Raw genomic sequence first — 26804 nt, forward strand, 5'->3', positions numbered from 1 at the left:
ATTGACCTAAGGTGAGTGTACGGCATCAAGCAGGGGAGGAGCCTTGGCGTGCGTGACGATATTTCATTGAATGATCGATTTGATCTTACCAAAGATCAGGTGCTTTTGAATGGCACGCAAGCGCTGGTGCGGCTGATGTTGATGCAAAAGGCGCGCGATGAGGCGGCGGGGTTAAACACTGCGGGGTATGTCACGGGGTATCGCGGATCGCCCTTGGGGGCCGTCGACATGCAGATGACGCGGGCAGCAGGGCCACTGGCCGAGGCGGATGTGACGTTTCAGCCCGGATTGAACGAGGATCTGGCCGCCACGGCCCTTTGGGGCACCCAGCAGGCCAATTTGCGCGGGGAAGGCACCTATGACGGCGTTTTTGGCCTGTGGTACGGCAAGGGGCCTGGGGTGGACCGGTCGGGCGATGTGATGCGTCACGCCAATATGGCGGGCACGTCGCCCCATGGCGGTGTGATCATGGCCATGGGTGATGATCACACGGGCGAAAGTTCGACCACATTGCACCAATCCGACTGGGCTATGGTTGATGCTTACATGCCCATCGTGAGCCCCGCTGGCGTGCAAGAGGTTTTGGACATGGGGCTGTATGCCTATGCGCTGAGCCGGTTTGCGGGCGTTTGGGTGGGCCTGAAGACCATGAAAGATACGATCGAGGTCACGTCCGTGGTGAATGGCGACCCGCATCGGCTGACTTTTGTGGAGCCTGACTTTGAGGGGCCGGACGAGGGGGTGCACATCCGGCTGGTCGACACGCCTGTGGCGCAAGAGGCGAGGATGATCGACCACAAACGGTTTGCCGTTGAGGCGTTTGCGCGGGCCAACGGGATCGACCGGACCGTCTGGCCAAAGGACGGCGCCAAGATCGGATTTGTGGCGGCGGGGAAAAACTGGCTTGATCTGATCCACGCGCTGTCGCTGCTGGGCATAGATGAGGCAGAGGCCGCACGTTTGGGGATCACGACCTATAAGGTGGGGCAGGTCTGGCCGCTGGATGTGCAAAGCTTTGACGCATGGGCCGCTGACCTTGATCTGATCGTGGTGGTCGAGGAAAAACGCAAGCTGATTGAGGTGCAGATCAAAGAGGCGCTCTTTGATGACCGGCGCGGGCGGCGTGTCTATGGCTGGCACAAGGGCGATAACGTGGTGAATGGGCGACGAGAGGAGCTGTTCCCGACGCTCTATGCACTCGACCCCGTTTGGATCGCTGAAAAGCTGGGTGCGATCCTGATCGAGGAGGGCTGCGGCACGCCGGATCTTGACGTGGCCATGGCCCAGCTGGCCGACGCCAAACGCAGCGACAATGCCGAAGAGATCGCCGCGCGGCTGCCGTATTTCTGTTCTGGGTGCCCGCATAACTCCTCCACCCGTGTGCCTGAAGGTGGTCGGGCCTATGCGGGGATCGGATGTCATTACATGGTGCAGTGGATGGACCGCGACACCATCGGGTCGACACAGATGGGCGGTGAGGGCGCAAATTGGATCGGGGAGGCCCCGTTCTCCACCCGCAATCATGTGTTCCAGAATATGGGCGACGGCACGTACAACCATTCCGGCGTGCAAGCGATCCGATTTGCCCAGATGGCGGGCACGAATGTCACCTATAAAATCCTGTACAATGATGCCGTCGCCATGACCGGAGGGCAGGGCAATGACGGCGGGTTGACCGCCGATCAGATCTGCCGAGAGATGTTGGCGATGGGCGTGGCGGAGGTGCATCTGGTTCACGACCCGTCCGAGGGGTTGGATGTGGGCAAGATCCCAGCGGCTGTCCACATTTCGACGCGGGATAAACTGGACCAAGTTCAGAGAAACCTTAGTCAGGTCAAAGGCGTATCTGTGCTTGTTTATGTGCAAACCTGTGCGGCCGAAAAGCGGCGTCGCCGCAAACGCGGGCTGTTTCCCGATCCCGACAAACGCGTGTTTATCAACACCGACGTCTGTGAAGGTTGCGGCGATTGCGGGGTGCAATCCAATTGTGTGTCGATCGTTCCGGTGGACACGGAATTGGGACGCAAACGCGCGATTGATCAGTCGTCGTGCAACAAGGATTTTTCCTGCGTGAACGGGTTTTGCCCGTCTTTCGTGACCGTCGAAGGGGCGGTGATGAAAAGGGCCGCGACGACGACGATTGAATTGCCGAAGATGCCCGCGCCCGAGACGGCAGAGATCAAAGGCACCCATAATGTGGTCATCACAGGCGTCGGTGGCACTGGCGTTGTGACCATCGGTGCAGTCTTGGCGATGGCCGCCCATGTGGACGGCAAGGCCGCCAGCATGATGGAGATGGCAGGCCTCGCGCAAAAGGGCGGTGCGGTGCATATCCATTGCCGGTTGGCGGAACGGGCCGAGGATATTCAGGCGATCCGTGTGTCTACGGGCGAATGTGATACACTGATTGGCGGTGATTTGGTCGTCTCTGCGGGGGCCAAAACGCTTGGTCTGATGCAGACGGGACGCACGCGCGGTGTCGTCAACGGGCATGAGATCATGACCGGGGACTTTACGCGCAACACTGAATTTAGATTGCCGACAGATCGGCTGTCACTGGCGTTGCAGGCGCGGCTGCAGGACGGGTTCGCGATGTTTGACGCCTCCGGTCTGGCCCGCGCGCTGATGGGGGATGCAATCTATTCCAACATGATGGTGTTTGGGGCCGCGTGGCAACAGGGGGCAGTGCCTTTGTCCCATGACGCGATCCGCCGCGCGATTGAGCTGAACGGCACAGCCGTGGCGCGCAACCTGCAGGCGTTTGAATACGGGCGGTGGGCCTATTTGTACCCAGAGGACGCGGCGCAGGTTTTGGCCCCACAGGACGTGAATTCCCCCAAATCGTTGGACGAAAAAATTGCCTTTCGGGTTGATCATCTGACGGCGTATCAGGATGCCGGCTATGCCGCGCGATATAGGTCAATGGTTGATCGTTTTGAGGGCGATCTGCAGGCGGCGGTGGCCGAAGGCTATCACAAGGTGTTGGCCTACAAGGACGAATACGAGGTCGCGCGGTTGTTGATGGATACCCGCGCCAAGGCCGAGACGGAATTCGATGGCGAATTGAAGCTGACCCATCACCTTGCCCCGCCGATGTTGACGCGCACGGGCGCGGATGGACGGCCCAGAAAGGTCGCCATGCCGCGCATGGTCGCACGCCTGTTTCCCCATTTGGCGCGCCTGAAACGGCTGCGCGGAACGCGGTGGGATGTCTTTGGGCGCACGGCTGAACGGCGGATGGAACGGGCGCTGATCACCCAATATGAGGCAGATATGGAGGAGGTCCGCCAGATCATGCGCCCTGATACTATGCAGGCCGCTGTGGCCCTGGCACGGTTGCCATTGGACATTCGCGGCTTTGGACCGGTGAAACTGCAAAACGCAGCGAAGGCGGAAAAACGGCGCGAAGAATTGTTGGTCGTTCTTCGGGCTGGCCCCATGCGGGCCGTTGCCGAATAACAAAACCGTCACATTGGCTGGATAAAGCGACAAGAGGCGCATAGAAGGCAACCAAAGCAAAAGGGGCAGGCCATGGCACCACGTCACGCAGCACGCGAGATTTCCTATGCGCATTCCGCAGAGACGCGGCGTGCCCGCGCGGTGATCCGTCTGATGGAAAATTCGACCGGACGTTTGCGCTTGTTGCGCCATGCCAAGGGCTACGACCAAGAGGTGGCCGAGGGCGCCGATTTCTGGCGTGTCATGTGTGACCGCTATAAACTGGGGCTGGATGTTGTTGGCGGTGATCTGTCTCATATTCCTGAGACCGGCCCGCTGGTTGTTGTGGCCAATCACCCATACGGCATTCTGGACGGTCTAATGATGGGACGGATCCTGTCTGAACGTCGCGGCGGCGACTTTAAGGTTTTGGCCAATTCGGTGTTCCGTAAATCGAGCGATCTTGAGAAGGTCATTTTGCCGGTGTCCTTTGACGACACGAAAGACGCGGCTGTGCTGAACCTTAAGACCCGACGTGATGCGCTGTGCTATCTGAATGGGGGCGGGGCCATTGGTGTTTTTCCGGGCGGCACAGTCAGCACCGCCGCACGGCCTTTTTCCAAGGCGTTGGATCCACAGTGGCGCAATTTCACGGCCAAGATGATCGCCAAAAGCGATGCGACCGTGGTTCCGATCTTCTTTGATGGCACGAATAGCCGTGTGTTTCAGCTGGCCAGCCGAATGTCGCAGACGTTGCGCATGGGTCTTTTGATCCGCGAATTTCGGGCGCGTGTCGGATCTGATGTGCGCACGGTGATTGGCGCGCCGATCCCGCCGTCAGAGCTAAAGGCGCGCGCTGGGGATGCCAAAAGCCTCATGGATTTCCTGCGTAAAGCGACGTATGACCTGTCCCCAACACCGCTGCCCGCCAATGATCTGGGGCTGGAATTCGAGACGCGGTACAAACGTAAGGGTTGAATTATGGCAGTGGGTATTTTTGACAGTGGGCTAGGCGGATTGACCGTGCTGGATGCGGTGCAAAAGCGGCTGCCGGATGTGCCGTTTGTCTATTACGCCGACAGCGCGCATGCGCCCTACGGGGTGCGCACAGCCGATGATATTTATGATCTGACAACGAAGGCCACACAGGCGCTGTTTGATGCGGGGTGTAATCTTGTGATTTTGGCCTGCAACACGGCCTCGGCCGCCGCTTTGCGCCGCATGCAGGAGGGCTGGGTGCCCGAAGGCAAGCGCGTGTTGGGCGTCTTCGTGCCCCTGATTGAGGCGCTGACCGAACGGTCATGGGGTGACAATTCCCCCCCGCGTGAGGTCGACGTGAAACATGTGGCGCTTTTTGCGACACCGGCCACCGTGTCCAGCCGCGCATTTCAGCGCGAACTGGCGTTCCGCGCGGTGGGTGTCGATGTTGAGGCGCAGGCCTGCGGCGGTGTCGTCGATGCCATTGAAGACGGCGATATGATCTTGGCGGATGCGCTGGTGCGGTCCCATGTGGACGCGCTGAAACGGAAGATGCCGCAGCCGGATGCCGCGATCTTGGGATGCACGCATTATCCGTTGATGCAGGACCAGTTTCAGGATGCCTTGGGTGCGGATGTCAAAGTGTTCTCGCAGGCCAATCTGGTGGCAGAAAGCCTTGCCGACTACCTCGACCGGCGGCCTGAGATGAAGGGGAGCGGCACGTCGCGCTTTTTGACCTCTGGCGACCCAAAGCGGGTGAGCCAGCGGGCCATCCAGTTCTTGCGACGAGACATCACATTTGAAGCAGCTTAATTCTAATATGTGATGAAAGACCTGCGTGAGCATCGCAGGCAAGGAGACTGAAATGACTTACAAAATCGCCATTCTTGGGGCGTCCGGGTATACGGGAGCAGAATTGGTCCGCCTGATTGCGAACCATCCCAACATGGAGGTCGCGGCGCTGTCGGGCAATTCGAAGGCAGGCATGACCATGGCGCAGGTGTTTCCGCATTTGCGGCACCTTGATCTGCCCGTTTTGACCACCATTGATGACATGAATTTCGACGGTATCGATCTGGCGTTTTGTGCCTTGCCCCACAAGACCAGCCAAGAGGTGATTGCGAAACTGCCAACGGACCTGAAGATCGTCGATCTGAGTGCGGATTTCCGGCTGCGCGATGTGGCGGCCTATGAAAAGTGGTATGGCAATCCTCATGCGGCGCCAGAATTGCAGAAAGAGGCGGTCTATGGCCTCACCGAGTTTTATCGCGATGACATCAAAAGTGCGAGGCTTGTGGCCGGGACGGGCTGCAACGCGGCCACGGGGCAATATGCGCTGCGTCCGTTGATTGCTGCGGGGGTGATTGATCTCGATGAGATCATCCTCGATCTGGCGTGCGCTGTGTCCGGTGCAGGGCGGTCGCTGAAGGAAAATCTGTTGCATGCGGAATTGTCCGAAGGGGCGCATGCCTACGCTGTAGGTGGCACGCACCGGCATTTGGGTGAATTTGATCAGGAATTTTCGGCCCTTGCGGGCCGTCCGGTTGAGGTGCAATTCACGCCTCATCTGATCCCTGCCAACCGCGGGATTCTCGCGACTGTTTACGTCAAGGGTGACGCGCAGGTTATTCATAATACACTGCAATCTTCCTACCTCGGGGAACCCTTCGTTGAGGTTTTGCCCATGGGCGAACATCCCAGCATCCGCCACATCCGCGGGTCCAACTTTTGTCATGTCGGCGTCGTGGCCGACCGGCGTAAGGACCGCGCGATTGTGGTTGCAGCCCTTGATAACCTGACGAAAGGTTCATCTGGCCAAGCCTTGCAGAACGCCAATCTGATGTTAGGTGAGGATGAGACAACGGGCCTGATGATGGCGCCGGTTTTTCCGTAGATCTGTGAGGTTGCGATGAAATCCCTCAAAAAGACCCGACGCATTCAGATTATCGCAGTGGCGTTTGTGGCGCTGACGTTGTCCACGGGAATCATCGGGTATGCGCTGCGCGACGGGATCAACTATTTCCGGTCACCGACCGAAGTCGTGTCGGAACCCCCCGCAGAGACGGAGCTTTTCCGTATTGGTGGCATGGTGCAAGAGGCGTCGATCGTGCGCGGTGAGGGCACTGAAGTGAGTTTTGTCGTCACCGATTGCTTCAGCGCGGTGCCTGTCGTCTACGAGGGCATTTTGCCGGATCTTTTTGAGGAAGGTCAAGGCATGGTCGGGCAGGGCCGTTACGTGAACGGAACCTTCGAAGCCGTTGAAATCCTTGCCAAACATGACGAGACCTACATGCCCGCCGAGGTCGAGGACATGCATGAAGCCCAAAACTTTTGTGAGCCAGAGGTTAACGACCCGAACGGTGACACCACCACCGGTTAACCCTTTGCGCACACCCTTATGGCCAAACATGAGGGGTGCGGTATGCAAACTGTTGAAGACATTGCCAAAGAGATTGTCGCCCGGGAGGGCGGCTATGTGAATGACCCGGATGATCCGGGCGGGGCCACCAACCACGGCGTGACCATCCACACGATGCGTCGGTTGGGGCTTGATCTGGACCGTGACGGGGATATCGATGCGCAAGATGTGCGCGTGCTGACCCAAGATCAGGCGCTGACCATCTTTGTTGAACACTATTTCGATCGTCCGCGTATTGCGGCCTTGCCTGCGCCACTGCACCCAACGGTGTTTGACATGTACGTGAATGCCGGGGCCAATGCGGTGCGCATTTTGCAACGTCTGTTGCGTGACATGCGCATTGACGTCGATGTTGACGGGTTGATTGGGCCGCAAACAATTGGGGCCACCCAGCAGGGCATGGCGGCGGCGCCAGACCATTTCGTGGACGCCTACGGCATCGCACGGCGCAACTACTATTACGCTTTGGCCGATGGCCGCCCTGCCAGCCGTAAATATGCGCGCAGACGGGATGGCGGCAAAGGCGGTTGGATCGTGCGGGCGGAGGAGTTCATCTCGCCGCGGTTTCATCTGACCGCCGCCGAACACCGTGAAAGGACTGCACGATGGGGCTGATTGACCGGATTTTTGCTGCGATTTTCGGGGGCGGTCGCAATGTGGTCGTCGAGACGGCGCAGGTGTTTCGTGAGAACGCCGAAAACGCCGGCGTGCGGGACGCCGCTGTGAAGCAACAGGCAATGCAGCAATATGCGGCGGAGTTCATGGTGGCGCGCCGGGGCGGGTTTGACCGTCTTATGGACGGCCTGAACCGACTGCCGCGCCCTTTGCTGGCGTTCGGGACGATTGGATTGTTCGTGGTCGCGATGGCGGACCCTGTGTGGTTTGCCAGCCGAATGCAAGGGATCGCGCTGGTGCCTGACCCTTTGTGGTGGTTGATGGGGGCCATTGTCAGCTTCTATTTCGGCGCGCGTCATCAGGCCCACAACCAAGAGTTCCAACGCTCTATCGCGCAAACCATGGCGCGTGTGCCCACGGTCGTCGAAAACACGGCCCGATTGGACGCCCTGCGGGCGGATGCGCCCCGTGCGGCGGATACGCCAGAACCTGCGGTGATTGAGCAAGCCACGGTTCCGTCAGACAATCCGGCCTTGTCGGAGTGGGCACGGCTGAAATCATAAAGCGCTGACACAGACGTGACCATTTGCCCGCCCTGTCACACCGTGTGGCAGGGCGGTTTTGCTGGCGGCCCCCGCAGCGCGCCTTATATTCAGCGCATGATTACAGAAATCGGACATTTCGCGTTGATTCTTGCGGCGCTTGTAGGCGTCGCGCAGATGGTTATGCCCCTTGTGGGCGCGCATAGAGGGTGGCGGGGCTGGATGGCCATGGCAGACCCTGCGGCGACGGTGCAATTCTTGCTCGTCGCGGCAAGCTTTGCAGCCTTAACCTACGCCTTCGTTGTCTCGGACTTTTCGTTGAAACTGGTGGTGGCCAACAGCCATTCCGATAAGCCGATGCTGTACAAAGTCACGGGCGTTTGGGGCAATCACGAAGGGTCCATGCTGCTGTGGCTGCTGATTTTGGTGCTGTTTGGCGCCTGTGCCAGCTGGTTTGGCGGCAATTTGCCTGACAGCTTGCGGGCGCGGGTTCTTGGGGTGCAGGCCGCGGTCAGTGTCGCATTTTACGCGTTCATTCTCTTTACATCCAACCCGTTTGAACGCCTCGATTTTCCGCCCTTTGACGGGCGCGACCTGAACCCGCTTTTGCAAGACCCCGGCTTGGCGTTTCACCCACCGTTTTTATATTTGGGCTACGTCGGCCTTTCGATGTCGTTTTCTTTCGCCATCGCGGCCCTTCTGGAGGGGCGCGTGGACGCCGCATGGGGCCGCTGGGTGCGTCCGTGGACCTTGGCCGCGTGGCTGTTTTTGACCGTTGGCATCGCGCTGGGGTCCTGGTGGGCCTATTATGAACTTGGCTGGGGCGGCTTTTGGTTCTGGGATCCGGTCGAGAACGCGTCGTTCATGCCATGGTTGCTGGCCGCGGCCCTGCTGCATTCGGCCATCGTCGTGGAAAAGCGCGAAAGCCTGAAGGCCTGGACAATCCTGCTGGCGATCCTTGCCTTTGGCTTTTCGCTTTTGGGGACATTCATCGTCCGCTCTGGTGTGCTGACATCGGTGCATGCCTTTGCCAATGATCCTGAACGGGGCATGTTTATCCTGATGATCCTCGCCGTATTTACCGGTGGCGGTTTGCTGCTTTTTGCGCTGCGCGCGAGCGCGATGGAGGCGAAAGGCGTGTTTGGCAGCGTCAGTCGAGAGACGGCACTGGTTGCGAACAATGTTCTGTTGGCGGTGTCATCTTTCGTCGTGTTTGTCGGCACGATTTGGCCTTTGGTGATCGAACTGGCCTCGACCAATGCGCGCTGGACGTTTGGCAGCACGCAATTTGCCAATCCGTTTTACACTGTCGGGCTGTTTGACCGGCCCGAACAGGTGTCCGTTGGCCCGCCGTTTTTTGACGCGGCGTTTACGCCCTTCTTTGTTGCCTTGTCGCTGATCCTACCCATTGGCGCGGTGTTGGCGTGGAAGCGTGGATCTTTGGCGAAAGCTGTCAAACCTATGGTGCCGGTGGCGATTTTGGCGATTGCCTTGGGTGCGCTGGCGTTTGCCATGCAGACAGGGCGCAGCGCGCTTGGTCCTATCGGGGTGGTGCTTGGCGCGTGGGTCGTTGGGGGGGCCATGATGGATCTTTGGCTGCGCACTGGCCGCGGTGACATCCGGGGTCGTCTTGGCCGTTTGCGCCGTTTGCCGCGCGCTGATTGGGGAAAGGCCACAGCCCACGCAGGCATGGGGATCACGGTCTTCGCCGTTGCGGCCCTTTTGGCGTGGGAGGATGAGGACATCCGCGTGGCCAACGTGGGCGACCGCTGGGACGTCGGCGTGCATGAGATCGAATTGGCAGGTGTGCGCGACGTACGGGGGCCTAATTTCATCGGCCAAGGGGCGGATATTATTGTCTATCGCAACGGACGTGAGGTCGGACATATCTTCCCTGAAAAACGGTTTTACCCTGTGGCGCAGATGCCGACCACGGAAGCCGGAATTCGGAACGGTGTAGTGCGCGATGTCTACGTCACACTCGGTGATCCGCAGGAGGGCGGCGGTTGGGCCGTTCGGACATATATCAAGCCCTTCGCCAACTGGATTTGGGGCGGGTCGATCCTGATGGCGATTGGCGGTGTCATTTCCCTGACGGACAGACGGTTGCGTGTCGCGGTAGGTGCGGCGAAGCCCAAACCCAAGACGCCAGCGGTGCCTGCGGAATGAAACGGGTCGCTCTTGCATTGTGCCTTTGGGTGGCGCCGGTCTGGGCTGTACAACCGGATGAAGTTTTAGACGATCCGCTGTTGGAAGAGCGCGCCCGCGCGTTGTCGGACGGTCTGCGCTGCCCGGTCTGCCGAAACGAAAGCATTGATGAAAGCAATGCGGGCATCAGCCGCGATCTGCGCATTTTGCTGCGCGAACGCTTGGTGGCCGGAGACACGGACGCCGAGGCGCTGCAATTTCTTGTGGATCGATACGGCGATTACATCCTGCTGAACCCCAAGGTTGAGGGGGCGAATATCCTGTTGTGGCTGGCCGCGCCTTTGATGTTGATCCTCGCCGGTGGGGTGGCGTTTGTCACCGTCCGAGGGCGGTCGTCCGCGCCCGCACCTGAGCAGTTGAGCGAGGCTGAACAGCGCAAATTGGATGATATCCTGAAATCCTGATGGGTCCTGCGTCAAATGACGGGACGTAGGGGGTTTTCTAAACCGCTCCGTTCACTAGGTTAGGGGCAACCAAGATAAAGGACGCCCCATGGACTACGCCGCGATCACCTATGAAAACGTCAACAACGTGGCTACGATCACGCTGAACAGGCCTGAGTTGAAGAACGCGCTGAACGTCCAGATGCGTGCGGAAATTGTGCATGCCGTTCGGGCAGCGGAGCGCGATGCGCGCGTGCTGATTCTTGGCGGGGCAGGCGACGCCTTTTGTTCTGGTCAGGATTTGGGCGACAGCGGAAATGCCACCAATCTTGATCTGGAACGTACGTTGCGGGACGAATATGTGCCCATGCTGCGCGCCATTGCGGAATGCAAAATCCCGACGATATCGGCGGTTCATGGTGCGGCCGCCGGGGCCGGGGCCAACCTTGCGCTTTGTGCGGATGTGGTGATTGCCGCTGAGGAAGCCTATTTTATTCAAGCCTTTACGCGCATCGGCCTGATCCCGGATGCAGGTGGCACCTATTTTCTGCCACGCCAGATGGGTGCGGCCAAGGCCATGGGGGCTGCGCTGTTTGGCGACAAGATCACGGGTCGGCAGGCCGCGGATTGGGGAATGATTTTTGAGGCAGTGCCCCTTGTGGAGTTTGATCGCCATGTGGCGAGCCGCGCGCTTCATCTGGCGCAGGGGCCCACGGCGGCCTATGCACGGATCAAACAGGCTTTGCGCGGATCGTTTGAAAACACATTGGATCAACAGCTGGCGGTCGAGGCAAAACTGCAAGGCGAATGCGGCAAAACCCGTGATTTCCAAGAGGGCGTGATGGCCTTTCTTGAAAAGCGCCCCGCCCAGTATGAGGGCCGATAAAGGCGCCATCCTGCGGTTCGTTCTTCCGCGATAAACCCCATGGTGCGGCAGATTGAAAGGGGCCGACGGCCCCACTGACTGTCGACCTTTAGGGGGCGGACCCGTCGATGATCTTGTCGGCAAACATGTGGTTCGTGTCGCGATGTTCCGCTTCATCCTGACGGATGACGACAACCACGTCACGCAGGCGCGCATCATCGGGCAGGTTCCAATAGGCCTTGGCGATTTGAGGCGCAGGGATGTTTTCGATATGGCCTGCGTCGATTTCAGCAAGATACTGGGTGTAGGACGTCACGGCCTCTTCCTCAAGGTATCCGACCACGCGGTGGGCAATGCGCGGGGCAAACAGATACAGGAAGAAGTAAAAGTTATAGAAGATCAGCTGCACAGCCATGATCAGGAACCGTTCAAACCGGCTTGGCTGGGCAATTTGGATGAACGTCATCAGGTGCATGCGCTCATTGTCCGCCTCATCGATCAGTTCCTTGATCCACCCCTGATCATCACGGATGTGGCGCAACGCTTTCAGGTGCTGCAACAGACCGCCGACCATTCCGGGCACGGCCGCCACGGTTTCCAGCACGACGGCGCGATGTCCGTAGCGTTTGGCGAAGAATTTATCGGGAACGACGCGCATCAGCTTGACCAACCGGAACGCAAAACGGTCGCGCCAGTCTTGCGGGACATGGTGAACCGTTTCAAATGCGGTGGTTTCGACGTCGTGTTTCATTTTGATCCCCTGTTTGGGCGCAGTGTCTTCATCGCCTTAATGAACAGATAAGAACGCGGCCCACCCCGCGTAAAGGTGCGACACCTGCGGCAAATTACCCGACCGGCAGCATACTTTTGTATGCGATGTCAGGGGGTTAGGTGGGGCGATTCAATCTGAAATACACGCTGTCAGACCACAGGCCGTTGATACAGAACGTCCTTTCAGCGCGGTGCGTTTCGTGAAACCCCAGCGATGTCAGCAGCCCGCAGGACGCCGCATTCAACGGATCTGCATCGGCAAAAAGATGGTCGTGGTCGGTGACCTCCCACAGATAGGGAACGATCGCCTCCATGGCCTCGGTCAGGATGCTTTGCCGCCAGAATTGACGTTGCAACATAAAACCCACTTCGTTGCGGGCGTAATTGCCAGCATTGCCGATATAGTGTCCGTCCAATTCGATCTGGAAGTTGACCTGAGCCTTGGCCCAATGGGCGATGCGCCCGTCCAGAAGGGTTTGCGTCACGTCGGGTGTTTCATGGGGCGGGGTGGACCAATACCGCATGGCCTGAGGATCAGAATAGGCCGCGAACATGGCGTCCAGATCTTCGGCACGCGGTTCGCGCAGGATCAATCGTTCCGTTTTAAGCATGAAAAAAGCCCCCCAAGAGATCTTGGAGGGCCTTTGGTGTCACGTCCAGCGTGATTAGCGTTTTTCAATGTCCACATAGTCCCGAGCAGTCATGCCGCAATACAGCTGACGGGGGCGGCCAATTTTCAGTTGCGGATCATCCAGCTGTTCTTTCCACTGAGAAATCCAGCCCACGGTGCGCGCCAGCGCGAAGATCGGTGTGAACATGGAGGTCGGGAAGCCCATCGCCTCAAGAATGATGCCGGAATAGAAATCCACGTTCGGGAAGAGCTTCTTCTCAGCAAAGTATGGATCGGCCAAGGCCTGTTTTTCCAACTCCATCGCGACTTGCAACAGTGGGTTGTCTTCGACGCCCAGCAATTCCAACACTTCGTCGGCGGATTGCTTCATGACCGTCGCGCGGGGGTCGTGGTTTTTGTAGACGCGGTGGCCAAAGCCCATCAGGCGGTAGCTGTCGTTCTTGTCCTTGGCGCGGGCGATAAACTCAGGAATGCGATCGGGCGTGCCGATTTCCTTCAGCATTTCCAGACAGGCCTGGTTCGCACCGCCGTGGGCTGGACCCCAAAGGCAGGCGATGCCAGCCGCGATACAGGCGAACGGATTGGCACCGGACGAGGACGCCAGACGCACGGTCGAGGTCGATGCATTCTGCTCGTGATCAGCGTGCAATGTGAAAATGCGGTCCATCGCGCGGGCGAGGATCGGGTTCACATTATAATCCTCAGCCGGAACGCTGAAGCACATGTTCAGGAAGTTCGACGCGTAATCCAGATCATTGCGCGGATATACGAAGGGCTGACCGACCGTGTATTTATAGGCCATGGCCGCAATTGTTGGCATCTTGGCGATCAGGCGGATCGTGGCAACCTCACGCTGGTGCGGGTCGTTGATGTCTGTCGAGTCGTGATAGAAGGCGGACATGGCGCCCACGACACCGGTCATAATCGCCATCGGGTGCGCGTCACGGCGGAACCCACGGAAGAAATTGACCATCTGTTCGTGGATCATCGTGTGATTGGTCACGAGGCTTTCGAATTTTTCCAATTCAGCGGAACTTGGCAGGTCGCCGTAAAGAAGGGCGTAACAGACCTCAAGATAGTGGCTGTCACCGGCCAGTTGTTCGATCGGGTAGCCACGGTGCAGCAATTCACCCTTGTCACCGTCGATGAAGGTGATGGTGCTGTCGCATGACGCGGTGGAGGTGAAGCCGGGATCGTAGGTAAACACGCCCGCCTGACCATAAAGTTTGCGAATGTCGATGACATCAGGCCCCGCAGTAGGCGAATGGATCGGCAGTTCATAGGACGTGCCGTCGATGGTCAGCGTTGCGGTTTTCTGATCGGCCATGTGTTTCCCTTTCTTGGCAGCGCGGGGGGCGGCCCCCGTGCGTCAGCGGTGGTTCGGCTGCACCACCGCTAGCCTCAAAAGGTTAGCGATAGGTCAACCTGCGGCATCTTGGATGCGAGCGATGGATTCCTCGCGCCCAAGAACGAGCATCATGTCAAAGACCGAAGGGGACACCGCGCGCCCTGCAAGGGCCGCGCGCAGCGGGCCTGCCAGTTTGCCAAGTTTGGTGTCATGAGCCTCTGCGAGGGCGCTCACGATCCCCTGAAGGTCGTCTCGCGTCCAGCTAGCATCTTGCAACTGCGGCGTCAATTCTGCCAGTATACCTTTGTGTACACCATCCAGTGATTTCGCTGATTTCTCATCCGGAACGACAGGGCGCGATGTCAGAACAAAGTGTGCCTTATCAAGGAGTTCCGGGAAGGTTTTAGAGCGTTCTTTCAGGCTTGGCATGGCCGTTAACAAACCGTCATTTTGTTGTGAAGTGAGCGCCGGCGCACCGGTTGCGGCCAAATAATCTGTCACTTCATGCAGCAGTGCAGCATCCTCGGCCACGGCGATGTGCTGACCACACAGGTTTTCGAGCTTTTTGGTGTCAAACCGTGCCGGCGACTTGCCGATGCCGCCCAGATCAAACCAGTCACGGGCCTGCGCATCCGTGAAGAATTCATCATCCCCATGGGACCAGCCCAGACGGGTCAAGTAGTTGCGCATGCCCGCGGCGGGATAACCCATCGCCTGATATTCAGCCGCGCCCGTGGCGCCATGGCGTTTGGACAGTTTTTTGCCGTCTGGCCCGAAAATCAGCGGGATGTGTGCGAGAACAGGCTTTTCCCAGCCCATCGCGTCGTAGATCAGGTTTTGGCGGAAGGCATTGGCCAGATGATCGTCGCCACGGATCACATGGGTGACGCCCATATCGTGGTCATCCACCACAACGGCCAGCATATAAACGGGGGATCCGTCAGACCGCAGCATCACCATATCGTCAAGCTGGTCATTCTGATAGGTCACGTCCCCTTGAACCTCATCATGCAGCGTGGTCGACCCCTCGCGCGGGGCTTTGACGCGGATCACGAAAGGCCCGTCAGGATGGTCGGCCTCTGGCACGTCGCGCCAGGGGGAGCGGAAGAGGGTGGAGGATTTGTTGGCGCGGGCCTCTTCGCGGAAGGCCTCGATCTCCTCTTGGGTGGAGAAACATTTGTAAGCGGTGCCCTCGGCCAGCATCTGCAACGCCACCTCGGCGTGGCGGTCGGCATTGGCGGCTTGCGATGCAGGTTCGCCATCCCAATCCAGACCCAGCCAGGTCAGACCGTCCAGAATGGCCTGCCGGTTTTCCTCGGTTGAGCGGGCCTTGTCCGTATCTTCAATACGCAGCAGGAATTTGCCGCCGTTGCCACGCGCATAAAGCCAGTTGAACAGCGCCGTGCGGGCGCCGCCGATGTGCAAAGCGCCCGTGGGAGAAGGGGCAAAGCGGGTGACGACGGTACGGTCGGACATGATGACATTAACCTTTTGCTAACCACGAGGTGGGACAGTTGTCGCGGCCAATCGGCGCGCCTGCGCCGCAGATACATTTGCAGCTGTGGAAGGACAAGGGATGCAACGCGCCTTGCGTCAGATTGCAGACCACATCGCGCACCAACGCGACCAGAGCTTTCTGTGGGCACCCATCGGGGTGGCGTGCGGCATTGCGTTGTATTTTTCGTTGAAATTTGAGCCGGCCTTCGCCGCATCTGCCGGTCTGTTGGTGGCGTCCTTGGGGCTGCTGTTGGGCCAACGCTGGCTGCCTTACGGTGTGCGGGCCTGTCTTGTGGCGGCGGCCCTTGTGGGGGCTGGGTTTGGCATTGCGGGCGTTCGCGCGCACATGGTGGCCGAACCCGTCTTGGGCTTTCGGTATTATGGTCCGATTGAGGGGCGGGTGGTGGTGATCGACAGGTCTGGCTCGGATGCGGTGCGCCTGACGCTGGACCGCGTGGTGCTGTCACGCATGGATCAGAGGCGGACGCCCGACCGGGTGCGCATTTCTTTGCACGCAGAGCAGGGCTACATCACCCCAGAGCCCGGGCAGACGGTGATCCTGACGGGGCATCTGTCGCCGCCCTCCGGCCCGGTTGAACCCGGCGGCTTTAACTTTCAACGCATGGCGTGGTTTCAGGGCTTGGGCGCTGTGGGGTATACTCGGGTTCCCGTTTTACTGGCCCGTCCGGCAGAGGACGGGGCAGGCGGGCTGTGGATATACCGCTTGCGGGTGTCGATCAGTCAGGGCGTTTTGGACAGGTTGGGCCCGAGGACAGGATCCTTCGCTGCGGCCATCCTGACGGGCGACAGATCCAACATCCCACAGGACGATCTTGAGGCGCTTCGCGCGTCAAACCTTGCCCATCTGCTTGCGATTTCGGGGATGCACATGGGCATCCTCGCGTCCTTCATTTTTGGAGTGGTACGCTACGGTTTGGCCTTGGTGCCCGCTGTCGCGTTGCGCTGGCCGACCAAGAAGATCGCGGCGGTCACGGCGTTGGCGGCGGCTGCGTTTTATTTGGCCTTGTCGGGGGGGAATGTGGCCACGCAGCGGGCGTTTGTCATGGTCGCTGTGATGTTGGTGGCTGTGTTGTTTGACAGGCGGGCGCTGACCCTTCGGGCGGTGGCGATTGCGGCGCTGATCGTCCTGACCTTGCGGCCCGAGGCCTTGTTTGGCCCTGGGTTTCAGATGTCTTTTGCCGCGACAACCGCCCTTGTCGCTGTGTTTTCCCGCCTGCGCTATGTCGAAACGCAAATGGTGCCGAAATGGCTGCGCCCGTTCAGTGCTGTGTTCATCTCATCGTTGGTGGCAGGGCTGGCCACGGCGCCCATTGCCGCATTTCATTTCAATCAGGTGGCGCAATATGGATTGATTGCGAACCTTCTGTCCGTGCCCTTGATGGGGGTTCTGGTCATGCCGGCGGCAGTGTTGGCGGCTGTCCTTTATCCTATTGGGCTGGAGGGCGTGGGCCTTTGGTTTATGGGGGCTGGCCTCGATTGGATCTTGGGGGTGGCCCATGTGATCACCGGTTTTGAGGGCAGCCTGCGCCACGTGGTTACGCCTCAGCCCTGGGTGTTGGTGTCAATTGCGATGGGCGGGGTATTGGCCGTTGTGTGGCGCGGCCCTGCGCGTTGGGTCGGCGTTGTCCCGATCATTATGGGGTTTGCGGCGTGGCAGGTTGCGGACCGTCCTGATCTTTTGGTCGCTGACAGTGGATCGTTGATCGGGGTGATGACACCGCAGGGACGGGACGTGTCCAAGGAACGGGGCGAAAGCTTTGCTGCGGGCAGTTGGCTTGAGAATGACGGCGGCCCCGTTCCCCAAGAACAAGCTTACGCGCGCGATGGCCTGATCGAAGACGGGCGTATTGTTTGGGCCGTTTTGGGCGACACGCGCGTGGTCAATGTACGGGGGAAAACCGCGTTGGAGGCCTTGGGCGGATGTGGTGGCGCGGATGTCCTGATCACCAACCAAGAGGCCTCATTCACTGGCTGTCAGGTCTACGATATCAACCGTCTAAGGAAAACGGGGGCCTTGGCTGGATGGGTCGAGGAGGGCCAGCTGCGCCTTGAAAGCGTGCAGGACAGAGCAGGCGCCCGTCTGTGGAACTCTCGGACTGTCCAACGGCGCGCAACGCCGCTGGACCGAGTTCTTGCGTGGGGGGACTGACGCGCCTGTGCGGCGGGCGCCCTAATAGGACCGGATCAGCCCGACCAACCGGCCCTGAACCTTGACCTGATCATCGCGGAACAGCCGCGTTTCATAGGCTGGGTTCGCGGCCTCAAGCGCGATGGCGTTGCCGTTGCGGCGGTAGCGTTTCAACGTCGCCTCCGCGTCTTCAACCAAAGCGACCACGATATCACCGTTGTCGGCTGTCTTGGTTTCGCGGATGATCACCACATCGCCGTCGTTTATGCCCGCGTCGATCATCGAATCGCCTTTTACCTCAAGGGCATAGTGTTCCCCTTGGCCGACCATACCGGCCGGCACGGCGACGTTGTGGCTGACCTCTGAAATGGCGGCGATGGGCACACCTGCAGCGATGCGGCCCATGACCGGCAATTCAATGGCGGCCGCCGACGTATCCAGCGTTTGCGCGGCCGTTGGCCTGCTGTCGGGGCGATCCCCGTCGATGACACGCGGCGCGAAGCCAGAGGGGGCAGAGGTTCCACCCAATTTTGCCTCAAGCGCTTCGGGCAGTTTCACGATCTCAAGCGCGCGGGCACGGTGGGCCAAACGGCGGATAAACCCGCGTTCTTCAAGGGCCGTGATCAGACGGTGAATGCCGGATTTCGACCGCAGATCAAGGGCTTCCTTCATCTCGTCAAAACTGGGTGGGACGCCGTCGCGCTGCACACGCTTGTGGATGAATTCCAGCAGATCAAGTTGCTTCTTGGTGAGCATTTGGCCCCTCTCTCAACACTATTGGTTGGGGATGTTCTACTGCTGTTCCCGTTTTGTGTCAATATGTTCTGGCTAGATCGGATAGATTGTCACCGGATCGCCTGTATCCTTGGGACCATCGCCAATCGGGCGCAGCAACAGACAATTCGCATCCGCCAGCACCGTCAACATGGAGCTGTCTTGCTTATCAAAAGCCGTAACAGTGCGGCTTGTGTCCCCTTCGTCAAACACGGCGCGCATGTAGTGAGCGCGGGGGCCGCCCTTGGGCAGGGGGGCCGCCAGGCGCGCGGTCCGCCCTTTGGGCAGCACATCGGTCTGTCCAAGGGCACGGCGCACCATGGGCAGCAGGAACAAATGGCCACACACCACCGCGGAGACAGGGTTTCCAGGCAGGCCCAGGAATGCGGTGTCGCCCTTGGCACCCGCCATCAACGGCTTACCGGGACGCATGGCGATTTTGTGAAAACTGCGGGTGACGCCAAAGCGGTCAAGGGCGGGGGCGACAAGGTCATGATCGCCGACCGACGCCCCGCCGATGGTCACAATGAGATCCGCGCCCCATTCGGCGGCTTGCATCAACACGGCATCCAAGGCCTCGGGGGTGTCTGGCGCAATCGGCAAGACCAGCGGCTCGGCCCCGGATTGGGTCAGCATCGCCTGCAATGCAAAGACGTTGGATGCGATAATCTGATCGGGCGTGGGTGTGCCGCCCGGCATGATCAGTTCATCCCCGGTTGAGATCAACGCGACCTTGACGCGCCGCGCCACAGTCACATCAGCGTGGTTCATTGCCGCAATTAATGCAAGATCTGCAGCGGTTAGGACGCGTGGCGCTTTAAGGATGAAATCACTTTTGAAATCAGCGCCTTGCGGGCGAATATTGATGTTCTGGCCAAGGTCTTCGGTCAAGGTGATCGTGTCGCCGTCGCGGTCTACATTTTCCTGTATCACAACACGGTCGGCCCCGGCTGGAACCGGTGCGCCGGTGAAAATGCGGACGGCTTGAGACGGGCCGACAGTGCCGGCCCATCCGTGACCTGCCGCCGCTTCACCAACGACTGTGAACACGTCGCCACGGGCGGCGTCACCGGACAAGATCGCATAGCCATCCATGGCGGAGGCAGAAAAAGGAGGCTGGTCGCGTCGCGCGGTTAGTGGGGCTGCGAGGGTACGGCCCAGACCTTGGGCCAGAGGCACTGTATCCGGCCCCGTTTGACGGATCAGGCCAAGGCAAAGCGCCTGCGCGTCTTCGACGCTGATCATCCCTCAAACCGGCCGGATTTGCCGCCATCTTTGAGGGTCACGCGCAGCCCGCCGATTTCCATATCCTTTTGAACAGCCTTGAGCATATCGTAGATCGTCAGGGCGGCGGTCGAGGCGGCGGTCAACGCCTCCATTTCAACGCCGGTCTGGCCGGTGGTCTTGACCGTGGCGGTGATGCGCACGCCGGGCAGGTTTGCATCCGGCGTCAGATCCAGCGCAACTTTAGTGATGGGCAGGGGGTGACACAGCGGGATCAGATCGGCTGTTTTCTTGGCGCCTTGTATGCCCGCAATGCGCGCGATGCCCAGCACGTCGCCTTTTTTAGCAGTACCTTCAGTAACATGTGTCAACGTCGTGGCCGACATTTTCACCCAAGCCTGCGCCGTGGCGATCCGGTCTGTGACAGCCTTGTCAGACACATCGACCATATGCGCCTGTCCGGACGGGTCAAAATGGCTGAGCCCGCCTGACATCACATGCCGCCCGAGGTGGTCGGGTTGGCCAGCAGCGTGCGGGTGGCCGCGGCCACGTCGTCCTGTCGCATCAGACTTTCGCCGATGAGGAACGTGCGCGCGCCGTAGCGGGACATATCTGCCAGATCATCTGAGGTGTTCAGCCCGCTTTCGCAGACAATCAGCCTGTCGGCAGGGACATGTTTGGACAGGGTCCGTGTGGTATCCAACGTGGTCTCGAACGTCTTGAGGTTGCGGTTGTTGATGCCCATGAGCGGCGATTTCAGGTGGCAGGCGCGCTCTAGCTCTTCGGCATTGTGGACTTCTAGCAGGACATCCATGCCCCAATCAAAGGCTGCGGCCTCAAGCTCTGCGGCTTGGGTGTCTTCGACGGAGGCAAGAATGATCAGGATCGCATCAGCGCCGAGCGCGCGGGCCTCTGCCACTTGATAGGTGTCGTACATGAAATCCTTGCGCAGCGCAGGCAGATCGACCGCGTCGCGGGCAGCGGTGAGGTAGTCGTCGGCGCCTTGGAAGCTTTCGACATCGGTCAGCACGCTCAGACATGTTGCGCCACCGTCGGCATAGGCCTGCGCCAGTGCGGGTGGGTCAAATTCTGCGCGGATCAGGCCTTTGGAGGGGCTGGCCTTCTTGATTTCTGCGATCAGACCGTAGCCTTCGCGGCTGGCCTCGGTCAGGCGGTCTGCAAAACCGCGCGTTGGGGAGGCATCGCGGGCGGCGGCCTCAACTTCCGACAGAGGGCGGCGGTCTTTGCACGCGGCGATATGGTCAAGTTTGTAAGCTTTGATTTTGTCGAGGATATCCATGTAGAGAGACCTAGCGGTGGGACGCGGCAAAGGCAATTGCGCCTGCGGCGGGCGGGCGCAAAATTTCAAGGAAATTTTGGGGGGGCGTTGCCCCCAGGTGCAGGGCACCTTCCCCCAAGGTATTTTCGACCCAAAGAAGTCAGGCTGGCGCGCAGATCAGGCGGCGGACGTGATCCGCGCTAGGGTTTCGAGGGCTGTTTTGGCCGCGCCGCTGTCGATGCTTTCGGCGGCCATTGCTGCGCCCGATTTCAAGGTTTCGACCTTGCCTGCGATCAACAAGGCAGCCGCGGCGTTGAGCAGGACGGCATCGCGGTAGGCGGAGTGTTCACCATCCAGCAAGGCGCGGAAGGCCTTTGCGTTGTCTGCGGGTGCGCCGCCCATGATGGCCTCAAACGGATGCACGGGCAGGCCTGCGTCCTCTGGGTGGACTTCGCGCGCCACGATCATGCCACCGGACAGGGCCGCCACGGCAGTGGGGCCTGTTATGGTAATTTCATCGGTCCCGTCCGAGCCATGAACCAGCCAGGCGGCCTCGGACCCCAATTCCTTGAGTGTTTCGGCCATGGGAAAAATCAGATCGGGCGCAAAGGCGCCCGTCAGCTGGCGTTTTGCGCCCGCGGGATTGGTGAGAGGCCCAAGGATGTTGAAGATGGTCTTGGTGCCCAGTTCCTGACGCACGGGCATCACGTGTTTGATGGCAGGGTGGTGCATGGGGGCCATCATAAAGCCGATACCTGCCTCGGCCATTGCGCGTTCGACGACGTCGGCGCCAACCATTGTGTTCACGCCCATTTCACTGAGGGCATCGGCGGCCCCTGACAGGGAGCTGAGGTTTTTGTTGCCATGTTTGGCTACAGGCACGCCTGCGCCCGCCACCACAAAGGCTGTTGCGGTCGAGATGTTGAGCGTGCCTTTGCCGTCGCCCCCCGTGCCGACAATGTCGATTGCGCCGTCCGGAGCCGTGACTGGCACACATTTGGCGCGCATGACGGCGGCAGCCGCGGCGTATTCTGCAACGCTTTCGCCGCGTGTGCGCATCGCCATCAGCAGACCCCCCATTTGTGCTTGGGTGGCGGTGCCGTTGAACAGCTCTTCAAAGGCGGCTTCGGCTTGTGCGCGAGCCAAAGGCCCTTCGGTGGCGGCGTAGATGATGGGTTTCATGGCGTCGCTCATGCGGCAGCCCCTTTTTTGGCAGGCAGAATGTCGAGAAAATTCTTTAGCATCGCGTGGCCGTGTTCCGACCGGATGCTTTCGGGGTGGAATTGGACGCCGTGGATTGGCAAATCGCGGTGTTGCAGCCCCATGATGGTGCCGTCGTCGAGCTCTGCTGTGACCTCAAGGCAGTCGGGTAGGGTGGCGCGGTCCACGATGAGGCTGTGGTAGCGTGTGGCCTGCAGAGGCGAGGGCAGGCCTGCAAAGACCGAAGCGCCGTGATGGTGCATCGCGCCCATTTTTCCATGGACGATTTCGTGGCATCGCACGACCTTGCCGCCGAAAGCCTCACCAATGGTTTGATGCCCCAGACAAACCCCCATGAGCGGTGTTTTTGTCTCAGCCGCGGCTTGTGTCAGGGCCAAGCAAATGCCCGCTTGGGCAGGATCGCACGGACCAGGCGACAAGACGATGCCGCTGGCCCCCATCCCGATCGCCTCTTGGACATCAATGGCGTCGTTGCGGCGCACGACCACATCGGCGCCAAGTTCACCAAAATAATGCACCAGATTATAGGTGAAACTATCGTAGTTGTCGATCAGCAGGAGCATGGATCCGCCACCTTTGGATAGGGTCAATTTGGGGCTACCGCAGGGGCGCGGCTCGCCTGTATACTGGCCACATACATGGGCCGGAGCGCGGGGGGGCGTCAAGGCCTGCAATGGGACGTCAAACCCCGTTATAAGGGGCAGGCAGCGCAGGCTGCCGCACGAGATCAAAGAAGAGGTGCAGTGCATGCAAGGTTTTTTGGGTGGGATTGTCAGCGGCGGTCTGGTGTCGGTTCTGGCGTTGTCCGTGGCCTCTGTCGTGTCGGAAGCCCCACCCGGGGCCACGCCCCCTGCGCTACCGTTGGTGCAGGCCCCACAGGTAGACGTCGCGCCAAGCCCAGTGGCGGCCGCTGATAGCGCAGAGCCTGCGTCAACGCCCGTGGGCAGTGTCTCCATTGAGGCGCCGGTGACGCCGGATCTGCCCGAGGGTGAGACGGCATCCAGTACGGATACGGCCCCTGTGCCGCAGACATCACAGGTGGCACCGCAGGACACGCAATCGGCGCCGCTGGCCGATACGGCCCCGCTTGACGCGCCTGAAGTGGTCGCGATTGAGGGCGCACTGGCCGCGCCAGAGACGCCAGCGGGCGCAGGGATTGAGGCCGAGCCGGTGGACCCAGTGTTTCCCAATCCGCAGTCATTGGCCCCCGAAACACCACAAACCGAGGCGGATTTGACCGTCTCGACCGCGCCTGCGCCACAGGTGGTGGTGATCGAGCCCGAGGTCGCACCACAAGACGCCCCTGAACAGGCGGCTGTCGAAGGGGCGCAGGAGGTGTCTGACGCGGATCGAACGCAGGTGGCTGACGGCGCCACAGGAGAGGTTGCGGCCATTGCACCCGATCCGTCAGCTGAGGCACCGACGGCTGATGAAGATGTGTTTATTGTCGATCTTGAGGCCAATGAAGGGCCTACCACAGACGTCAGCCCAGCCCCGGAGGCCGCAGATATTGCGGCGGCCGTGCAACCCGCGCCACGCCTGCAACTTCAGGGGGACGGGAACACGCTTTTGGCGGATCGCGCGACGGGCGTGACGGTGCGCAGGCCTGGCGCCGTCGCGGATACGGATGCGCGTGAGACGGCGACTGAGGATGCGGCCCCTGTCAACGCCCTTGTTGATTTTGCGGCACCGGTGCCGGATGACGCCAGTGGGGCGTTGATGTCGATCGTCTTGATTGACGACGGGTCGATGTCTGCGGCGGCTGCTGCGTTGTCCGGTGTGCCTTTTCCGGTGACAATTGCCCTGGACCCGGAACGGGCAGATGTGACGGAGGCGATGGAGGGTTATCGCGCAAATGGGTTCGAGGTTGCTGTTTTGGCAAAGGTGCCGGAAGGCGCGCAGCCTGCTGATGTGGAAGTCACCTTGCAAAGTGTCTTTCGGTCTGTGCCCGAAAGCCTTGCGGTGCTGGATATCGGGGACGGCGGCCTGCAATCGGACCGCGCCGTCACACAGCAGGCGATGGAGGCTTTGGCCGCCCAAGGTCGTGGATTTGTAACTGTCTCTCAAGGATTGAACATGGCGGGGCGCGCCGCGGAACAAGCGGGTGTGCCTGCGGCGACGGTGTACCGTGATTTGGATGCAGATGATCAAGACGCCCGGGTGATCCGGCGGTTCGTGGATCAAGCGGCATTTCGGGCGAGGCAGAATTCCGGTGTGGTGCTTGTTGGACGGGTGCGGCCTGATACCTTGTCGGCGTTGATCCTGTGGGGGACCGCGAATGATGAGGATCAAGTGTCTTTGGTGCCGTTGAGCGCTGTTTTAATGGCACAGTGACCCTGCGGGGCGGGGAGGGGGGACGCTGTCCCCCCCGACGCGTGCCGCGTCTCCCCCCCTGAGGTATTTTTCACCCAAAGAATTCGAGCCTCCATGGAATTGATCCGAGGGATCGATTTAGGCGAAGTAAGATCGGAGCGCAAAGCCGTCTCGTATGTGACCGGGTGAAGGTTCTTTGGTGAAAACTGTCGTCGACCCGAGCGGTCCCAAATTGGCAGCGTGGACAGTTCGATTGTCTGTGCGATTGACGCATCACCTGCAAATCGATTGATCAACGACGGTCACATGCCAAGCCTTTGACCAACGACCCAAGCGGAGAAAAGCGCAGAGCGTGCCGTCGTCATCAATGAAGTTGGGCTGAGTGGCCAGTGGCGTTTCCTTGCCATTGGGCAGACGGACGACTGCACGAAAAGTCCGTAGGTTGCTGCCGGAGTTTACTGATGGACGTTCCCAATAGTGTTCGACGACGGCTAAATTTTGATAACCGACGTCCTGTTTCGGTTCGGCAAGGTAGGCTACAAACCCAAGTCCGCTCATAACCATCAAAAACATCAATGCAGCAGATGCCACTTTGAACACGGCAAAGACATTTAACGATTCAATCCAGCGGCGCATGGAGTGCCTTAACTGTTCCCCCGCCGAAAGGTCGCCGCATCTGCGGCAGCGCGGCGGATGGCGTTCGATTTATGGACGGTTTCCATGTATTCGGCGTGAGGATCGCTGTCATAGACAACACCGCCGCCGGCCTGAATATAAAGCTGGTCGCCCTTAAGGACCGCGGTGCGCAAGGCAATGCACATATCCATGTCACCATTGGCCGAGAAATACCCACACCCGCCGCCGTAGATGCCGCGTTTTTCGGGTTCCAACTCATCAATGATCTCCATGGCCCGCACCTTGGGGGCACCCGACACGGTGCCGGCGGGCATGCCTGCAAAAAACGCACTCAGCGCGTCTTGATCATCGGCCAATTCGCCCACCACGTTTGACACGATGTGCATGACGTGGCTGTAGCGTTCGACGATGAATTCTTCGGTCGGTTTGACTGTCCCGATCTTTGACACCTTCCCCGTGTCGTTGCGGCCAAGATCAAGGAGCATCAGATGTTCGGCGAGTTCCTTTTCATCCGCCATAAGATCCACCTCATTGGCGCGGTCTTCGTCGGGGGTCGCCCCACGGGGGCGGGTCCCGGCGATGGGGCGGATCGTGACTTCGTTGCCGAACACACGCACGAGGATCTCGGGGCTGGCGCCAATCACCTGATAGCCGCCGTAGTTGAAAAAGAACATAAACGGCGAGGGGTTTGTGCGCCGCAAGGACCGGTAAAGCGCGAAGGGCGGCTCTCGGAAGTCTTGGGTCCAGCGTTGGGCGGGGACCACCTGAAAGATGTCGCCTGCGCGAATGTAGTCCTTGGCTTTCTCAACGGCGGCCATGTAGCCGTCTTTGGTGAAATTCGACGTGGGCTCTGCCAACTCAGTTGGGGGCGCACTTGCCAGTTCGGTGTTGGGCGTGGGCAGTTCCAACGCGCGTTGGGCGTCCATGACGCGTTCGGCGGCTTGGGCGAAGGCGGCTTTGGCGGACAGCCCGCTGCCTGTGTATGCGGGTGCAACAAGGATCACTTCGCCTTTAACACCGTCAAGAACCGCCACAACCGATGGCCGCATCAACACAGCGTCGGGCAGACACAGTGGATCAGGGTTCACGTTGGGCAGATGTTCCACCAGACGGATCATGTCGTAGCCCAGATAGCCGAACAGCCCTGCAGAGGCCGCGGGCAATTCGTCGGGCAATTCGATCCGGCTTTCGGCGATAAGCGCCCGCAGGTTGTCCAGAGGATCACCGGCCTGGACTTCAAACCCATCCTGGTCAAATCGCGCGGCGCGGTTGATGCGGCTGGTGGTGCCACGGCACTCCCAGATTAGATCGGGTTTCATACCGACGATGGAATACCGCCCGCGCACCTCTCCGCCTGTCACGGATTCAAGCAAGAACGAATGCAGGCCCGCGCCGTTGAGTTTCAGCATGAGCGACACAGGCGTGTCCAGATCCGCCGTCAGACGGGTGTAGACAATCTGATGTTTGCCCGCCTCAAAGCCGGTTTGAAAGGTCTCGAAATCAGGCGTCATGG

24 protein-coding genes are annotated in these 26804 nt (G+C 59.9%); 12 read left to right on the forward strand and 12 right to left on the reverse strand.

Features of this window, described 5'->3' with window-relative positions:
• Positions 1 to 48 precede the first annotated feature (48 nt).
• The 10 genes from PSJ8397_RS00820 (at position 49) to PSJ8397_RS00865 (ending at position 11469) form a co-directional block, all read left to right on the forward strand.
• Positions 49 to 3459: an indolepyruvate ferredoxin oxidoreductase family protein gene (locus tag PSJ8397_RS00820; RefSeq protein WP_085862672.1), complete on the forward strand. Its 3411-nt coding sequence runs from the start codon at positions 49 to 51 to the stop codon at positions 3457 to 3459.
• A gap of 72 nt (positions 3460 to 3531) precedes the next feature.
• Complete coding sequence (locus PSJ8397_RS00825) at positions 3532 to 4416, forward strand: lysophospholipid acyltransferase family protein (protein ID WP_085862673.1); 885 nt, start codon at positions 3532 to 3534, stop codon at positions 4414 to 4416.
• A gap of 3 nt (positions 4417 to 4419) precedes the next feature.
• Positions 4420 to 5229: a glutamate racemase gene (gene murI, locus PSJ8397_RS00830; RefSeq protein ID WP_085862674.1), complete on the forward strand. Its 810-nt coding sequence runs from the start codon at positions 4420 to 4422 to the stop codon at positions 5227 to 5229.
• Positions 5230 to 5281: 52 nt separating this feature from the next.
• Entirely contained in the window at positions 5282 to 6310 is a 1029-nt protein-coding gene (argC, locus tag PSJ8397_RS00835) for an N-acetyl-gamma-glutamyl-phosphate reductase (protein WP_085862675.1), read from the forward strand.
• A gap of 15 nt (positions 6311 to 6325) precedes the next feature.
• A complete protein-coding gene (gene ccmE, locus PSJ8397_RS00840) occupies positions 6326 to 6796 on the forward strand; it encodes a cytochrome c maturation protein CcmE (RefSeq protein ID WP_085862676.1) in 471 nt (156 codons plus the stop codon).
• 42 nt (positions 6797 to 6838) lie between these two features.
• Positions 6839 to 7450 (forward strand): holin-associated N-acetylmuramidase, encoded by a 612-nt coding sequence (locus PSJ8397_RS00845; protein WP_085862677.1) that lies wholly within the window; start codon positions 6839 to 6841, stop codon positions 7448 to 7450.
• A complete protein-coding gene (locus PSJ8397_RS00850) occupies positions 7441 to 8013 on the forward strand; it encodes a holin family protein (RefSeq protein ID WP_085862678.1) in 573 nt (190 codons plus the stop codon). The genes PSJ8397_RS00845 and PSJ8397_RS00850 overlap by 10 nt, the downstream gene beginning before the upstream one ends.
• Before the next feature lie 96 nt (positions 8014 to 8109).
• Positions 8110 to 10161, forward strand: coding sequence for a heme lyase CcmF/NrfE family subunit (locus tag PSJ8397_RS00855; RefSeq protein WP_085863432.1), 2052 nt, complete (start codon positions 8110 to 8112; stop codon positions 10159 to 10161).
• On the forward strand, positions 10158 to 10604 hold the full coding sequence (locus PSJ8397_RS00860; RefSeq protein ID WP_085862679.1) for a cytochrome c-type biogenesis protein: 447 nt from the start codon (positions 10158 to 10160) through the stop codon (positions 10602 to 10604). The genes PSJ8397_RS00855 and PSJ8397_RS00860 overlap by 4 nt, the downstream gene beginning before the upstream one ends.
• Before the next feature lie 88 nt (positions 10605 to 10692).
• Positions 10693 to 11469, forward strand: a complete 777-nt coding sequence (locus PSJ8397_RS00865; RefSeq protein WP_085862680.1) for an enoyl-CoA hydratase-related protein — start codon at positions 10693 to 10695, stop codon at positions 11467 to 11469.
• An 88-nt stretch (positions 11470 to 11557) separates the two neighbouring features.
• Here PSJ8397_RS00865 and PSJ8397_RS00870 read toward each other — a convergent pair whose 3' ends face one another.
• The 4 genes from PSJ8397_RS00870 to gltX form a co-directional block, all read right to left on the reverse strand.
• On the reverse strand, positions 11558 to 12199 hold the full coding sequence (locus PSJ8397_RS00870) for an alternative oxidase (RefSeq protein WP_085862681.1): 642 nt from the start codon (positions 12197 to 12199) through the stop codon (positions 11558 to 11560).
• A 136-nt stretch (positions 12200 to 12335) separates the two neighbouring features.
• Positions 12336 to 12830, reverse strand: a complete 495-nt coding sequence (locus PSJ8397_RS00875; protein ID WP_085862682.1) for a GNAT family N-acetyltransferase — start codon at positions 12828 to 12830, stop codon at positions 12336 to 12338.
• Positions 12831 to 12884: 54 nt separating this feature from the next.
• On the reverse strand, positions 12885 to 14177 hold the full coding sequence (gene gltA, locus PSJ8397_RS00880; RefSeq protein WP_085862683.1) for a citrate synthase: 1293 nt from the start codon (positions 14175 to 14177) through the stop codon (positions 12885 to 12887).
• Positions 14178 to 14270: 93 nt separating this feature from the next.
• On the reverse strand, positions 14271 to 15674 hold the full coding sequence (gene gltX / locus PSJ8397_RS00885; protein ID WP_085862684.1) for a glutamate--tRNA ligase: 1404 nt from the start codon (positions 15672 to 15674) through the stop codon (positions 14271 to 14273).
• Positions 15675 to 15774: 100 nt separating this feature from the next.
• Here gltX and PSJ8397_RS00890 point away from each other — a divergent pair, with 100 nt between their 5' ends.
• Positions 15775 to 17865: a ComEC/Rec2 family competence protein gene (locus PSJ8397_RS00890; RefSeq protein WP_085862685.1), complete on the forward strand. Its 2091-nt coding sequence runs from the start codon at positions 15775 to 15777 to the stop codon at positions 17863 to 17865.
• A 21-nt stretch (positions 17866 to 17886) separates the two neighbouring features.
• Here the strand turns inward: PSJ8397_RS00890 and lexA are convergent, their stop codons facing one another.
• The 6 genes from lexA to PSJ8397_RS00920 form a co-directional block, all read right to left on the reverse strand.
• Entirely contained in the window at positions 17887 to 18600 is a 714-nt protein-coding gene (gene lexA, locus PSJ8397_RS00895) for a transcriptional repressor LexA (RefSeq protein WP_085862686.1), read from the reverse strand.
• A gap of 72 nt (positions 18601 to 18672) precedes the next feature.
• Positions 18673 to 19863, reverse strand: a complete 1191-nt coding sequence (locus tag PSJ8397_RS00900; protein ID WP_085862687.1) for a molybdopterin molybdotransferase MoeA — start codon at positions 19861 to 19863, stop codon at positions 18673 to 18675.
• On the reverse strand, positions 19860 to 20336 hold the full coding sequence (gene moaC / locus PSJ8397_RS00905; protein ID WP_085862688.1) for a cyclic pyranopterin monophosphate synthase MoaC: 477 nt from the start codon (positions 20334 to 20336) through the stop codon (positions 19860 to 19862). Before moaC ends, PSJ8397_RS00900 begins: the two co-directional genes overlap by 4 nt.
• Positions 20336 to 21142, reverse strand: a complete 807-nt coding sequence (gene trpC, locus PSJ8397_RS00910) for an indole-3-glycerol phosphate synthase TrpC (protein ID WP_085862689.1) — start codon at positions 21140 to 21142, stop codon at positions 20336 to 20338. The genes moaC and trpC overlap by 1 nt, the downstream gene beginning before the upstream one ends.
• Positions 21143 to 21298: 156 nt before the next feature.
• Complete coding sequence (trpD, locus tag PSJ8397_RS00915) at positions 21299 to 22315, reverse strand: anthranilate phosphoribosyltransferase (RefSeq protein WP_085862690.1); 1017 nt, start codon at positions 22313 to 22315, stop codon at positions 21299 to 21301.
• Positions 22312 to 22905 carry an anthranilate synthase component II gene (locus tag PSJ8397_RS00920; protein WP_085862691.1) on the reverse strand — a complete coding sequence of 198 codons (594 nt, stop codon included), beginning with the start codon at positions 22903 to 22905 and terminating at the stop codon, positions 22312 to 22314. The genes trpD and PSJ8397_RS00920 overlap by 4 nt, the downstream gene beginning before the upstream one ends.
• 184 nt (positions 22906 to 23089) lie before the next feature.
• On the opposite strand from PSJ8397_RS00920, the gene PSJ8397_RS00925 reads away from it, so the two are divergent.
• On the forward strand, positions 23090 to 24676 hold the full coding sequence (locus PSJ8397_RS00925) for a divergent polysaccharide deacteylase family protein (protein WP_085862692.1): 1587 nt from the start codon (positions 23090 to 23092) through the stop codon (positions 24674 to 24676).
• 252 nt (positions 24677 to 24928) lie between these two features.
• Here the strand turns inward: PSJ8397_RS00925 and PSJ8397_RS00930 are convergent, their stop codons facing one another.
• A complete protein-coding gene (locus tag PSJ8397_RS00930; protein ID WP_085862693.1) occupies positions 24929 to 25291 on the reverse strand; it encodes a hypothetical protein in 363 nt (120 codons plus the stop codon).
• Between the two features lie 8 nt (positions 25292 to 25299).
• Positions 25300 to 26802 carry an anthranilate synthase component I gene (gene trpE / locus PSJ8397_RS00935; protein ID WP_085862694.1) on the reverse strand — a complete coding sequence of 501 codons (1503 nt, stop codon included), beginning with the start codon at positions 26800 to 26802 and terminating at the stop codon, positions 25300 to 25302.
• Between the last annotated feature and the right edge of the window lie 2 nt (positions 26803 to 26804).

The sequence above is a fragment of the Pseudooctadecabacter jejudonensis genome, assembly GCF_900172275.1.
GTDB classification, from domain to species: Bacteria; Pseudomonadota; Alphaproteobacteria; order Rhodobacterales; family Rhodobacteraceae; genus Octadecabacter; species Octadecabacter jejudonensis.

Excerpts from the sequence above, each read along its gene's own strand:
- PSJ8397_RS00890 (WP_085862685.1), top strand. The coding sequence starts at position 15,775 with ATGCAACGCGCCTTGCGTCAGATTGCAGACCACATCGCGCACCAACGC.
- PSJ8397_RS00860 (WP_085862679.1), top strand. The coding sequence starts at position 10,158 with ATGAAACGGGTCGCTCTTGCATTGTGCCTTTGGGTGGCGCCGGTCTGG.
- PSJ8397_RS00865 (WP_085862680.1), top strand. The coding sequence starts at position 10,693 with ATGGACTACGCCGCGATCACCTATGAAAACGTCAACAACGTGGCTACG.
- murI (WP_085862674.1), top strand. The coding sequence starts at position 4,420 with ATGGCAGTGGGTATTTTTGACAGTGGGCTAGGCGGATTGACCGTGCTG.
- lexA (WP_085862686.1), bottom strand. The coding sequence starts at position 18,600 with ATGCTCACCAAGAAGCAACTTGATCTGCTGGAATTCATCCACAAGCGT.
- argC (WP_085862675.1), top strand. The coding sequence starts at position 5,282 with ATGACTTACAAAATCGCCATTCTTGGGGCGTCCGGGTATACGGGAGCA.
- PSJ8397_RS00855 (WP_085863432.1), top strand. The coding sequence starts at position 8,110 with ATGATTACAGAAATCGGACATTTCGCGTTGATTCTTGCGGCGCTTGTA.
- trpC (WP_085862689.1), bottom strand. The coding sequence starts at position 21,142 with ATGGATATCCTCGACAAAATCAAAGCTTACAAACTTGACCATATCGCC.
- moaC (WP_085862688.1), bottom strand. The coding sequence starts at position 20,336 with ATGTCAGGCGGGCTCAGCCATTTTGACCCGTCCGGACAGGCGCATATG.
- PSJ8397_RS00930 (WP_085862693.1), bottom strand. The coding sequence starts at position 25,291 with ATGCGCCGCTGGATTGAATCGTTAAATGTCTTTGCCGTGTTCAAAGTG.
- trpD (WP_085862690.1), bottom strand. The coding sequence starts at position 22,315 with ATGAGCGACGCCATGAAACCCATCATCTACGCCGCCACCGAAGGGCCT.
- gltX (WP_085862684.1), bottom strand. The coding sequence starts at position 15,674 with ATGTCCGACCGTACCGTCGTCACCCGCTTTGCCCCTTCTCCCACGGGC.
- PSJ8397_RS00900 (WP_085862687.1), bottom strand. The coding sequence starts at position 19,863 with ATGATCAGCGTCGAAGACGCGCAGGCGCTTTGCCTTGGCCTGATCCGT.
- gltA (WP_085862683.1), bottom strand. The coding sequence starts at position 14,177 with ATGGCCGATCAGAAAACCGCAACGCTGACCATCGACGGCACGTCCTAT.
- ccmE (WP_085862676.1), top strand. The coding sequence starts at position 6,326 with ATGAAATCCCTCAAAAAGACCCGACGCATTCAGATTATCGCAGTGGCG.
- PSJ8397_RS00875 (WP_085862682.1), bottom strand. The coding sequence starts at position 12,830 with ATGCTTAAAACGGAACGATTGATCCTGCGCGAACCGCGTGCCGAAGAT.
- PSJ8397_RS00925 (WP_085862692.1), top strand. The coding sequence starts at position 23,090 with ATGCAAGGTTTTTTGGGTGGGATTGTCAGCGGCGGTCTGGTGTCGGTT.
- trpE (WP_085862694.1), bottom strand. The coding sequence starts at position 26,802 with ATGACGCCTGATTTCGAGACCTTTCAAACCGGCTTTGAGGCGGGCAAA.
- PSJ8397_RS00870 (WP_085862681.1), bottom strand. The coding sequence starts at position 12,199 with ATGAAACACGACGTCGAAACCACCGCATTTGAAACGGTTCACCATGTC.
- PSJ8397_RS00850 (WP_085862678.1), top strand. The coding sequence starts at position 7,441 with ATGGGGCTGATTGACCGGATTTTTGCTGCGATTTTCGGGGGCGGTCGC.
- PSJ8397_RS00845 (WP_085862677.1), top strand. The coding sequence starts at position 6,839 with ATGCAAACTGTTGAAGACATTGCCAAAGAGATTGTCGCCCGGGAGGGC.
- PSJ8397_RS00825 (WP_085862673.1), top strand. The coding sequence starts at position 3,532 with ATGGCACCACGTCACGCAGCACGCGAGATTTCCTATGCGCATTCCGCA.
- PSJ8397_RS00920 (WP_085862691.1), bottom strand. The coding sequence starts at position 22,905 with ATGCTCCTGCTGATCGACAACTACGATAGTTTCACCTATAATCTGGTG.